The sequence below is a fragment of the Nakamurella multipartita DSM 44233 genome (genome assembly GCF_000024365.1).
Lineage (GTDB): Bacteria > Actinomycetota > Actinomycetes > Mycobacteriales > Nakamurellaceae > Nakamurella > Nakamurella multipartita.
The window spans coordinates 162,592-174,303 of sequence record NC_013235.1; the positions used below are offsets into that span (position 1 = coordinate 162,592).

At 73.7% G+C, this 11,712-nt stretch carries 12 protein-coding genes and 1 riboswitch; of the genes, 9 read left to right on the plus strand and 3 right to left on the minus strand.

Annotated elements, in window-relative coordinates; all coding sequences use genetic code 11:
• Positions 1-18 precede the first annotated feature (18 nt).
• A complete protein-coding gene (locus NAMU_RS00720; RefSeq protein WP_012814055.1) occupies positions 19-993 on the plus strand; it encodes a hypothetical protein in 975 nt (324 codons plus the stop codon).
• Entirely contained in the window at positions 990-2,312 is a 1,323-nt protein-coding gene (locus NAMU_RS00725; RefSeq protein ID WP_012814056.1) for an adenylosuccinate synthetase, read from the plus strand. The genes NAMU_RS00720 and NAMU_RS00725 overlap by 4 nt, the downstream gene beginning before the upstream one ends.
• 148 nt (positions 2,313-2,460) lie before the next feature.
• On the opposite strand, the gene NAMU_RS00730 is transcribed toward NAMU_RS00725, so the two are convergent.
• On the minus strand, positions 2,461-3,078 hold the full coding sequence (locus tag NAMU_RS00730; protein ID WP_012814057.1) for an NUDIX hydrolase: 618 nt from the start codon (positions 3,076-3,078) through the stop codon (positions 2,461-2,463).
• Between the two features lie 160 nt (positions 3,079-3,238).
• Here NAMU_RS00730 and NAMU_RS00735 point away from each other — a divergent pair, with 160 nt between their 5' ends.
• The 7 genes from NAMU_RS00735 (at position 3,239) to NAMU_RS00765 (ending at position 9,380) form a co-directional block, all read left to right on the plus strand.
• Positions 3,239-4,153, plus strand: coding sequence for a hypothetical protein (locus NAMU_RS00735; RefSeq protein ID WP_012814058.1), 915 nt, complete (start codon positions 3,239-3,241; stop codon positions 4,151-4,153).
• Between the two features lie 48 nt (positions 4,154-4,201).
• Entirely contained in the window at positions 4,202-5,428 is a 1,227-nt protein-coding gene (locus tag NAMU_RS00740; protein WP_012814059.1) for a nitrite/sulfite reductase, read from the plus strand.
• Positions 5,425-6,072, plus strand: a complete 648-nt coding sequence (locus tag NAMU_RS29020; protein WP_012814060.1) for a precorrin-8X methylmutase — start codon at positions 5,425-5,427, stop codon at positions 6,070-6,072. The genes NAMU_RS00740 and NAMU_RS29020 overlap by 4 nt, the downstream gene beginning before the upstream one ends.
• 53 nt (positions 6,073-6,125) lie before the next feature.
• Complete coding sequence (locus tag NAMU_RS00750; RefSeq protein ID WP_052308107.1) at positions 6,126-7,610, plus strand: precorrin-2 C(20)-methyltransferase; 1,485 nt, start codon at positions 6,126-6,128, stop codon at positions 7,608-7,610.
• Positions 7,600-7,962, plus strand: coding sequence for a YidH family protein (locus NAMU_RS00755; RefSeq protein WP_012814062.1), 363 nt, complete (start codon positions 7,600-7,602; stop codon positions 7,960-7,962). Before NAMU_RS00750 ends, NAMU_RS00755 begins: the two co-directional genes overlap by 11 nt.
• Positions 7,963-7,987: 25 nt before the next feature.
• On the plus strand, positions 7,988-8,323 hold the full coding sequence (locus NAMU_RS00760) for a DUF202 domain-containing protein (protein ID WP_012814063.1): 336 nt from the start codon (positions 7,988-7,990) through the stop codon (positions 8,321-8,323).
• Positions 8,324-8,585: 262 nt separating this feature from the next.
• A complete protein-coding gene (locus NAMU_RS00765; RefSeq protein ID WP_138179867.1) occupies positions 8,586-9,380 on the plus strand; it encodes a hypothetical protein in 795 nt (264 codons plus the stop codon).
• A gap of 11 nt (positions 9,381-9,391) precedes the next feature.
• Here the strand turns inward: NAMU_RS00765 and cobM are convergent, their stop codons facing one another.
• Both cobM and NAMU_RS00775 read right to left on the minus strand, forming a co-directional pair.
• A complete protein-coding gene (gene cobM / locus NAMU_RS00770; RefSeq protein WP_012814065.1) occupies positions 9,392-10,153 on the minus strand; it encodes a precorrin-4 C(11)-methyltransferase in 762 nt (253 codons plus the stop codon).
• A complete protein-coding gene (locus NAMU_RS00775; protein WP_012814066.1) occupies positions 10,150-11,406 on the minus strand; it encodes a bifunctional cobalt-precorrin-7 (C(5))-methyltransferase/cobalt-precorrin-6B (C(15))-methyltransferase in 1,257 nt (418 codons plus the stop codon). The genes cobM and NAMU_RS00775 overlap by 4 nt, the downstream gene beginning before the upstream one ends.
• 138 nt (positions 11,407-11,544) lie before the next feature.
• Positions 11,545-11,680: riboswitch (cobalamin riboswitch) on the plus strand.
• Positions 11,681-11,712: the final 32 nt, after the last annotated feature.

Genomic DNA, 11,712 nt, shown 5'->3' on the forward strand with positions numbered 1-11,712 from the left:
CACCGAAAGGATCTCATCATGGGACACGGAGCCTGGGACGACAACGCCTACCGCGCCGCCGCCACCTTCCGCCGGGCCACCGGCAAGGCCGACTTCGCCTACAGCGCGCAGATGCGCCACCGGCCGGCCCGGCAATGGAAGGCCGCCCCCGAACTCGACCCCCACGGCGTGACCGTCCGCGAAGCCCGGGACGGCGCCGACCACCCGAACTCGACCCCGATCGTCGTGCTGTTCGACGTGACCGGTTCGATGGGCGTGGTGCCGCAGATCATGCAGCGCCGGCTGGCCGAGCTGCTGGGTCTGTTGCAGCGCAAGGGATATGTGCAGGATCCGCAGATCATGTTCGGTGGCATCGGCGACGCCGACTGCGATCGGGTGCCTCTGCAGGTCGGCCAGTTCGAGTCGGACAACCGGATGGACGAGCAGCTGCGCACCATGTTCCTGGAGGGCGGCGGCGGCGGCCAGAAGAGCGAGTCGTACGAACTGGCCACCTATTTCATCGCCCGGCACACCGCCACCGACGCCTGGGACAAGCGGGGCCGCAAGGGCTACCTGTTCCTGATCGGCGACGAGATGAACAAGCGGGGACTGCGCGCCGAGTACATCCGCCGGGTGATCGGCGACCAGGTCGGCGAGGATCTGAGCACCGAGGCGATCTACCGCGAGGCGCAGCAGCGGTGGGAGACGTTCTTCGTGCTGCCCCGGCAGACCGCCTACTACGACGACCGGCAGGTCAACGAGCACTGGCGAAACCTGCTGGGGGAGCGGCTGCTCCGGTTGGAGGAGCCGGAGGCGGTGTGCGAGCTGATCGCGCTGACCGTCGGCCTGCTGGAGGACTCGATCGACCTCGGCGAGGGGCTGGCCGACCTGGCCGACGTCGGCAGCCCGCACGGTGCGACGGTCGGCCAGGCGCTGGCCACCCTGGGCGCCCGGACGGTGGACACCCCGGCGGCGCTGCCCGGCGGCCTGGACGTTGCGGACGACCTGCGATGATCCCCGACGATCAGTCCGTCATCGTGGTCGGGCTCGGCTTCGGCGACGAGGCCAAGGGCGCGACGGTCGATTTCCTTTGCTCGGCCGGCAATGTCGCCGGCGTCGTCCGCTTCAACGGGGGCGCGCAGGCGGCCCACAACGTCGTCGTCGACGGGCGGCACCACACGTTTCGCCAGTTCGGCTCGGGCACCTTGGCCGGGGTGCCGACCTTGCTGAGCCGGTTCGCTCTGGTGGAGCCGATCGGCCTGGCCGGGGAGGCCGAGGAACTGGCCGCGCTCGGGGTGCCCGATCCGCTGAGCCTGATCACGGTCGACCCGGACGCGCTGATCACCACCCCGGTGCACGTGGCCGCCAACCGGACCCGGGAGGACGCCCGCGGTGCCGGCCGGCACGGGTCGACCGGACTGGGCATCGGCGAAACCGTCTGGTACGACCTGGCCACCACCCGCCGGGCGCAGGCCGGGGAGCGGGTGGAGAACCTGGTCGCACCCGCGACGGCGACGGGTCGGGCGCTGCGGGTGCGGGATTGCCTGGAACCGGTGACGCTGCGCCGCCGGCTGGACGAGCTGGTCCGCTTCTACGAACCGCTGCTGGCCGCAGGTGCCCACGGCCACGACGGTGTCGAGGCGATGGCCGACCTGCTGACCGCGTTCGTCGGGGCCGTGCGGATCGCGCCGGCCGGCCATCTGAACGAGCTGGCGAGCCGGGGCCGGCTGGTCTTCGAGGGGGCCCAGGGGGTGCTGCTGGACGAGTGGCGCGGCTTTCACCCACACACCACCTGGAGCACCACCACACCGGCGAACGCGCAGGCGTTGCTCGCCGAGGCCGGCTTGCCGCGTGGGTACGTGCTCGGCCTGACCCGGGCGTACACGACCCGGCACGGCGCCGGCCCGCTGCCCACCGAGGATCCGGCGTTGCTGGCCGTTGCCGAACCGTTCAACGGCAGCGGCATCTACCAGGGTGGTTGGCGGGCCGGGCATCTCGACCTCGTCGCGCTGCGCTACGCGGTCGAGGCGATCGGCGGGGTGGACGGGCTCGCGGTCTCGCACCTGGACGTCGTGGACGACCCGGGGACGCCGGCCGTCCGCGCGGTCGGGGCGTACGAGACGCCGCGCGGGCTGACCGATCGGCTGCCGGTCGGCGCGTTCGGCGACCTGGCCCACCAGCAGGAGCTGACCGACCTGATGCACCGGGCGAGCGGCACCGGCCGGGAGCTGCGCGACAGCCGGGACGCGGTCGTCACCCTGGAGCGGGCGCTGGGCGCCCCGGCCCAGGTGCTGGCGTTCGGGCCCGGCCGGGCGGACCGCAAGGTCGCCTGATCGAGCCGGGCCCGCGGGGGTGGCCCGCCCCGCGGGGGTGCCCCCGCGCGGATGAAGTCGTTGACTTGGGCCCCACCAGTCACATCGGGTGCGAGTTGATCCGCGCCGGCGTAGATGATCCGCGCGGGCAGGGGGGTGGGGGCCGGGGTCAGGGGGTGGGGGAGGGGGACCAGGCCCAGATGGTGCTGGGGCGGCCGCGGCCGGTGGAGGCCTGCCGGTCGGTGCGGTGCAGGCCGGGGATGGTGGCGAGGGTGCGGTTGAGATTGCCGCGGTCGGGGGCGGCGCCGGTCAGGGCCTGGTGCAGGGCGAGGGCGTCGGTGACGGGGAACTCGGCGCCGGTGAGCAGGCGGGTGAACGAGGGGTCCCGCCAGAGCATTCCGGCCAGCAGGGGGCGGCAGTCGGTCACGATCCGGTCGTGGTCGAAGGCCAGCGGTGGTCGCTCGTCCCACCCGGACCACCGGGCGGTGCCGATGTCGTCGGTGACCGCCCAGGTGGCCACGGACAGGGTGGGGCCGCGGGGATCGCGGCTCGGCTCGTCGAAGGTGATCAGCTGGCCGGATCCGCGGGCCGTCAGCTGCACCTTGGCCAACGCCCGGGCGGCCGCGTCCCGGATCCGCTCACCGCGCAGCAGCAACACCCCGGGCAGGGCCGGCCACCCGGCGAACGGCTCGAGAGTGCGCTCGTGCAGCCCCAGCCGCAACTGGCGGAGCGCCCGGTCGTAGCGCAGGACCAGCACATCCACCGAGACGTGCGAGGTCGGCTCCACCGGCTCAGAGTAGCCAGGCGGCAACCGATTCGGCGTCAGGGCCGAGAGTCGCCGAGCCGGCACGTGTTCCGCAGCCGGTTGCCGGCGACCGGGCTGGCGTCGGTGAGTCGCTGACCGGGTGGATTTCCGCCCGCCCTGCGGTCGTGACAGGGTCGGACCGATGAGCCCGCGCAGCGGTCCAAGCCGTGGACGTCGCACCCGCCGGTGCGCCGTCCTGCTGGTCGCGGCCACGACCGTGGCGCTGGGGCTCACCGCGGGGCCGACCGCGCCGCCCGCCGCCGCCGGCCTACCGGACCTGCAGCAGGTGGTGGATGACGAGGTCATGCAGGCGTCCGAACAGGGGATCGAGCAGAGCGTCGCGGTGGTCGACCGGGCGACCGGAGCGATGGTGGCCAGCGCCGGCGGCCGGGACCAGTACATCTCCGAATCCATCGTCAAGCTGTTCACGGTGGCCTACTACGAGGTCCAGAATGCCGGCCACCCGGACCCGGCCCTGTCCGCCCGACTCCGCACGATGATCGTCGAGTCGGACGACGCCATTCAGTCCGCCCTGTGGTCGACGGCGATCGTGCCGGCGATGGCCGCACGGTACGGGCTGAGCGACACCGAGAACGGTCCGAGAACCGATTCGCAGGACTGGGGGTGGGAGTTGATCACCGCCGACGACGAGGCGACCTTCCTGTACCGGATGGCGAACGATCCGCTGGTCGCCCCGCTGCTGATGGACGCGATGGCCCACGTCCAGCCGGTCGGCGCGGACGGCTTCGACCAGGACTTCGGCCTGAACGCGCTGCCCGGCGACCACGGGTCGAAGCAGGGCTGGACCGACATCGGAGCGGGGCCGCCGCTGCAGATTCACTCGGTCGGCTGGACCGATCGGTACTTCGTGGCCATCCTGCAGACCTCCGACACCGCCGACGACGACGCTCTGCGTGACCAGTCCACCGCCACCGCGACCGCGATCCTGGCCGCGGAGAGCGGGCTGAGCCCCGGGTTCCTCCGGCTGCGCGCCGGCGTCGTCGACGTGGCGTGGTCGCTGGTCGACGCGGTGACCGGGACTGCGACCGGAAGGTGACCGGCTCGCCCGGCCGGAGCGGGGCCGGCCGCATGACACCATGGCCCGATGACCAGTCGTGCCGATCCCGACCGCTGCCCCGGGGTGCTCCGGCCGCACGCGGCGCAGGACGGGGCGCTGCTGCGGATCCGCATCCCCGGTGGCCGGATCGGGGCCGCCGCGCTGCGGGCCTTGAGCCAGGCGTCGACCGAGTACGCCGACGGGGACGTCGGGCTGACCTCCCGGGCCAACCTGCAGCTGCGGGCCGTGGCGACGACGGCCGATGACACCGTGGCGCCCGGTCTGGTCGACGCGTTGGCCACGGCCGGATTGCTGCCGCACCCCACGCATGATCGGGTGCGCAGCATCGCCTGCTCACCGCTCACTGGCCTGATCGGTGGTCACGCCGACCTGCGGCCGCTGATCGATGAGCTGGATGCGGCGCTGTGCGCGGCGCCCGAGCTGGCCGCGCTCCCCGGGCCGTTCCGGTTCGGGCTCGACGACGGGCGCGGCGACATCGGGGTCGACGCCGACCTGTCCGCGCAGGCGCTCGACGCGACCCACGCCCGCATCTGGGTGGGCGGCCTTTCCGGTCCGCGGGTGCCGCTGCCCGAGGTGGTGCCGACCCTGATCGAGCTGGCCCATCGGTTCGTCCGGCAGTGCGCCACCGGGCGGCCCGCCTGGCACGTCCGGGAACTGCCGCGGGGTGGGGCCGAGCTGCTGGCCGGGCCCGAAGTGACGCCCGCCGCCCGGCTGGGTCCGGGCGCTCCGGCTCCCCTGGGGGCGCTGGCCCAGGCCGACGGCCGGGCGACGGTGTCCGTGCTGGCCCCGCTGGGCCGGCTCACCCCGGCCCAGGCCGGTGCGCTGGCGGATGCCGCGAACGGCGGCGAGCTGGTGGTGACCCCGTGGCGGGGGGTGCTCGTGCCGGACCTGGACCCGGCGGCGGCCGCCCTGGTGATCGACACGCTGATCGCCGTCGGCCTGGTCGCCGACGGCGGATCGCCATGGCGCGGCGTCACCGCCTGCGCCGGGGCCCCGCGCTGTGCCCGCGGCACGGGGGACACCGAGGCATTGGCCCGTCAGGTGGTCGCCGCCTCGACCCGATCGGTGTCCGCGGGGCCGGTGCATGTGGCCGGCTGCGCCCGGTCGTGTGGCCGGCCGTCGGTCGCCCACACACTGGCCGTCATCGACCGCCGGCGGGTCCACATCCAGGGCCCCGCCGACCCGGCGGACGACCAGCCGCTGGACCATGCCGCCGCTGCGGTGGCCGCCACTCGAGCCGGAGCATCCCGATGACCACGCGACCATTGCGCCGCTACGCCTACTGCGCGGACGGCCCCGAGATCTACCGGGAGTCGTTCGCGATCGTGCGGGCCGAGACCGACCTGTCCGGGATCCCGGCCGACGCCCGCCACCTGGCGGTGCGCATGGTGCACGCCAGTGGGCAGCCGGACCTGGTGCAAGACATGCGTTTCCACCCAGATCTGGTCTCCGCCGGCCGGGCCACGCTGCTCGCCGGGGCACCGCTGTTCGTGGACTCGATGATGGTTTCGGCTGGCATCACCCGGTCCCGGCTGCCGGCCGGCAACGAGGTGATCTGCCATCTGCGCGATCACCGCGTCGAGCAGTTGGCCGCCGCCTGGGGCACGACCCGGTCGGCTGCGGCGGTCTCGTTGTGGGGCGACGAGCTCGAGGGGGCGGTCGTGGCCATCGGGAACGCGCCGACGGCCCTGTTCCACCTGCTGGAGTGGATCTGCGAGGGCGGCCCGCGGCCGGCCGCGATCATCGGCGTGCCGGTCGGCTTCGTCGGCTCGGCCGAATCCAAGCAGGCACTGATCGAGCACGAGGCGGGCATTCCCTACCTGGTGGTGACCGGCCGGCGCGGGGGCGCGGCCATCGCCGCGTCGGCCGTCAACGCGCTGGCCGGAGGACCGTCGTGACGGCGCCCGGCCGGTTGTACGGGGTCGGCCTCGGCCCGGGCGATCCGGAGCTGATGACGGTCAAGGCGACCCGGTTGATCGGCTCGGCGGACGTCATCGCCTACCACTCGGGCACCCACGGCCGCTCGATCGCGCGATCCATCGCCGTGGACCTGCTGCCGCCCGGCGTCATCGAGGAGCCGCTGGTCTACCCGGTGACGACCGGACCGAGCAGCCACCCCCTCGGCTATCGCGGGGCCGTCGACGACTTCTACGACGAGTCGGCGCAGCGTTTGGGCGAGCATCTGGCCGCCGGCCGCACCGTGGTCGTGCTGTGCGAGGGCGACCCGATGTTCTACGGCTCGTTCATGTACCTGCACGATCGGCTCAGCCCCCGGTTCCCGACCCAGGTGGTACCCGGGGTGACCTCGGTGGCCGCGGCGACCGCGGCGGCGGCGATGCCGCTGGTCCGGCAGCAGGACGTGCTGACCATCCTGCCCGGCACCCTGCCGGTGCCGGAGCTGGCCCGGCGGCTGGCCGACACCCAGGGCGCGGCGATCATGAAGCTGGGCCGGACCTTTCCGGCCGTGCGCGAGGCGCTGCGGCAGGCCGGCCGGCTGGACGAGGCCCTGTACGTGGAGCGCGCGTCGACCCGCGGCCAGGCACTGATCCCGGTCAAGGACGTGGATCCGGCGACGGTGCCGTACTTCTCGATCATCATCGTGCCCGGGGACGGCCGGGACCGGGTCGCGCCGGTCCGGCCCGTCACCGATGCGGCGGCCGAGCTGCTGGTGGTCGGGTTGGGGCCGGGGCCGCAGGGCTGGGTCACCCCCGAGGTGACCGCCGCGCTGGCCGGGGTCGATCACGTCGTCGGGTACGCCCCTTACGTCAACCGGGTGGCCCAGCGAGAAGGGTTGCAGCGACACGCGTCCGGCAACACCGTCGAGCTGGACCGGGCCCGGCTCGCGTTGACCCTGGCGGCCGCCGGCGAGCGGGTGGCGGTCGTGTCCGGTGGTGACGCCGGGGTGTTCGGGATGGCGGCGGCGGTGTTCGAGGCCGCCGAGGACCCGCAGTACCGGGCGGTGCCGATCCGGGTGCTGCCCGGCGTCACCGCGGCCCAAGCAGTCGCGGCCCGGGCGGGCGCGCCGTTGGGCGCGGACTACGCCGTCGTCTCGCTGTCCGACCGGCTCAAGCCCTGGTCGGTGATCGAGGACCGGCTCCGGCACATCGCCCGCGCCGACCTGGCGCTGGCCATCTACAACCCCGCCTCGCGCGGCCGCACCCGGCAACTGGCCGACGCGCTGGCCGTGCTGCGGCAGGAACGCGAACCCGACACCGTGGTGGTCGTCGGCCGTGACGTCGGCCGGGACGCCGAATCGCTGCGCTGCACGACGCTGGCCGAACTCGACCCGGCCACCGTCGACATGAAGTGCCTGCTGCTGATCGGGGCCGGCGGGACCCGGCGCACCCCGGCCGGTCAGGTGTGGACGCCGCGGTGGGTGCCGGCCGAGACCGACGCGCCCGTCACCCGGTTGGACGCGAGCGGCCATGGCGGGTAAGCGTTTCCCGAACTGGGTCTACGGCCGGGGCGCCGATCCCGACCCCCGGTTCAGCCTGGCCAACGAACGAACCTTTCTGGCCTGGATCCGGACTTCGCTGGCGCTGATCGCCGGCGGCATCGCGGTCCACGCCTTCCACCTGCAGGTCCCCGACGAGCTGGGCACGGTCGCCGCCATCGCGCTGGTGGGTCTGGGCATCGCCGCGGCCGTCTCCGGCTGGCTGGGGTGGATGCGGACCGAACGTTCCCTGCGGGAGGGCACGCCGATGCACGGCGCCGGGCTGGCCACCGGGATGACCGTGGTCTTCCTGCTGGTCGTGATCCTGTTGGCGGTCGGGATCTTCGTCCTGTGACCGGGCCCGGGTGGTCGGTGCGCCGATGAGCACGCCCGAGCTGTTCGACCGGGGCCTGCAGCCGGAACGGACGCTGCTGGCCTGGCGGCGCACGTGTTTGGCCCTGGCCGCGGCGATGGCGGTCGTGATCAAGTTGCTGGCCTTCGAGTCGGACACCGCGACGGTCCTGCTCGCGGTGGTCGGGTTGGCCGTGCCGGCCGTCGCCTGGTTGCTGGCCGCGGGTCGCTACCGCCGGTCGCATCGCCGGTTGACCCGCGCCGACCGCGACCCCGAACTGCCGGCCGGTGGGTCGGCCACCGCGGTCGCGGCGTTGGCCGCGGTGCTGTTCGGGGGGCTGGCGCTGATGCTGGTGCTGCGCTGATTGCTCGGCGTCCAGCCCGCCCACCAGGACGGAAGCGTTCGATTGCCCGAAGGTCTGCCCTTTGGGCGGCGACCACCGGCCCCGCGAGGTCGACACTGAAGCCGGGACCACTTCGCTGATGCGGTGGGCCGGTCGGTGATTGCGGGGTGCGCATGAGGGTCCGCTGTGTGGTGCCGACCGCCGTCCTCGGCCGATGACCGCGCGGCGGGTCCATCGGCAGCATGGCGACTCCACCGAGGACGTCGGGCCATCGCCCGGGTCTGTGGCGAGACCCGGAACCCGGGCCGATTCCCTTCCGGCGCTGCAACGACTGGCCGGCAACGCGGCCGTCCGCTCCTTGCTCACCGGCGCCGGCCGGCCCGGCGTTCGTACCTCCGTGCCCGGTCTGCCACCCGTCCAACGGACCCCGGCGGGTGGCCCCAATCCGCTCCCGGCCGCACCGACGCTGACCGAGGGGCAATACGCGGCCTGGCTTCGTCGGCATCCCCGGTACGAGCCCCGAGTCGGCGGCACCTGGGAGCCGGACTTCCTGGTCAAGCGCTACACCCCGGCGTGGTTTGCCGCGCAGGGCTACGTGTTCGGGCTTCGGCTCGGACCATTCGGGAACGTCGACATCGATGTGTGGATCGACGATCGGGGCGCGGGCCGGGAGTACCGGGTGATTCGCTGGACGGACGGTGCCGGATCGGCCGGATCGGGCCCGGACCCCGGGGGTGCGGACAAGGACCATCCCAAGCCCGGCGATCAGGAGAGCAAGCTCAGCGATCGGGAGAAGGGCACCGATCTGCCGGTCTCGATCGATCCGAACGCCGATTACGACAAGCTGTTCGGCCGACCGGTCGGCCGGACGGAGAACATCGACGCGGCCTTCGGCGAGGGCACCATGGTGCTGCACGAGGACGGATCCCTGGTCCTGCATCTGAAGGAGGGCGGGCAGTACGTCTTCCGACCAGTACCCGGTGGTCGGTACGTCGTCTACGACCCGAAGGGTCGCCGGCTCTCGCAGGTGTACACCCTTCCGGCCAGTGACGTCCCCGACGTCGACGACGATCTGTAGCGGGGTCGCGGTCAGGTCCGGTCGCGGCACCGCTCGGCCGAGTACAGGTGCGACTCGATCGGGTCCGGCCCGGCCGCGGGACCGGCCAGGGCCGGCCCGACCATGATCACCGCCGCCTGCCGCAGGCCCGCCGCCTCCACGAGATCGGCGATGCCGGCGAGGGTATCGCGCAGCACCAGCTCGTCGGCCTGGGTCGCCCGGGAGACGACGGCGGCGGGGCAGTCGGCGCCGTAGAACGGGATCAGCCGTCGCACGAGCTCCCGGGTGCGGGTGATGGCCAGGTGCAGCACCAGCGTCGAGCCGGTGGCGGCGAAGCGTTCCAGCTCCTCGGTAGCGGGCATCGGGGTGGATCGGGCCTGGGTGCGGGTCAGCACCACCGACTGGGTCACCCCGGGCACGGTCAGCTCCCGGCCGAGCAACGCGGCGGCGGCCGCGTAGGCCGGCACCCCGGGGGTGACGTCCCAGGGCACGCCGGCCGCGTCCAGGCGCCGGGTCTGCTCGTGCAGCGCCGAGTACACCGAGGGATCGCCGGAACACAGCCGGGCCACGTCGTGCCCGGCCCGATGCGCGGCCACCAGCGCATCGATGATCTCCTCCAGGGTCAGTCCGGCGGTGTCGATCAGCTCCGCGCCGTCCGGGCAGTGGGCGAGAACGTCAGCGGTGACGTAGGTTCCGGCGTACAGGCAGACGGGCGCGGCGGCCAGCAGCCGGGTCGCCCGCACGGTGAGCAGATCGGCCGCACCCGGCCCGGCCCCGATGAAGTGCACGGTCATCCGGTCGACTCCTTGGTCACGGCCCACTGCACGATCGGCCGGGCCGGCGCCCAGCCGCGGAACGAGCCCAGCGGCTCCACGCGCTCCACCGACAGCCGGATCAGCTCGCCGCCGACCCGTGCGTGCCAGTCGACCAGGAGCCGTTCGGTCTCCAGCGTCACCCCGTGCACCACCAGGCGTCCACCGGAACCCAAGACTGCCCAACAGGAGTCGAGCAGTCCAGGGACGGTGGCGCCGCCGCCGACGAACACCGCGTCCGGGGCAGGCAGGTCGGCCAGGGCGGCCGGAGCCGCTCCGGTGACCACCACGAGCCCGGGCACCCCCAGCGCCGCGGCGTTGCCGCCGATCCGGGCCGCGCGGGCCGGGTCCCGTTCGATCGCCACGGCCCGGCAGCGCGGGTCGACCCGGGACCACTCGATCGCCACCGACCCGGCCCCGGCGCCGACATCCCAGAGCAACTGACCGGGAGCCGGAGCCAACCGGGCCAGGGCCGATGCGCGGGCGTCCCGCTTGGTCAGCTGCCCGTCGTGATCGAACGCGTCGTCCGGCAGGCCACCGACGAGCGGCCGGGGTGGGGTGCCCGGGACGGCCACGCAGTCGATCGCCAGGATGTTCAGGCGGCTCACCGGGCCGCGAAAGTCGCTGGCGATCAGGTCGATTCGGCTCTGCTGCGGGCTGCCCAGGTCGCCCAGGACGGTCAGCCGGGACGGGCCGAAACCGGCCTCGGTGAGCAGCGCGGCGACCGCGGCCGGGGTGCGCTCGTCCGCGGAGAGTGCCAGCACCCGCCGGCCGGGCGAGAGCACCCGGCGCAGGGTGGCCAGATCCCGGCCGACCAGGCTGACCACGTCGACACCGGCCAACGGCCAGCGCATCTCGGCCGCCGCCAGCGAGACCGAGGACACCGCCGGGTGAATCCGTACCCGCGCCGCGCCCAGCAGCTCGACCAGGGTGCCGCCGATGCCGGACAGCAACGGATCACCGGAGGCGAGCACCGCGACCGGACCGGCCGGCGAATCGGACGAGTCGAGCAGGTCCAGGAGTCCGGCACGCAGCGGCGTGGGCAGGTGCAATCGCCGTTGGCCGGGCTGCTCGGGCAGCAGCGCCAGCTGGCGCGCGCCGCCGATCACCACCGCGGCCCGGGTCAGCACCGCGCGGCTGTGGGGGGACAACCCGTCCCATCCGTCGGCGCCGAGCCCGACCACATCCACCCCGACATCCTTGACATCCAGACCGACATCCACGGCGACATCCATGCCGCCGTCGATGGTGCACGCGTCGGACCGGGGTGAGGTGGTCCGGGGTGAGGTGGTCGGGAGTGGGATGGTCACCGCCAGATTATTGGCGACCGGCGGGCAGGGCCAGGACGCCGTCCGGCCGAGGCGCGCCGCTGTGCCATCATCGGGGGCGACGGTCGGGGATGGAATCCGGTGCGAATCCGGAGCGGTCCCGCCACTGTGACCAGGCTGAATCGGCGTCGAGCCGAGCCGGCCCGGGAGTCAGGACTTTCGCCGCCGTCTCGCGACCGCCCCCGTGGTCGCGGACAGGCAGGCGCGGGCGTG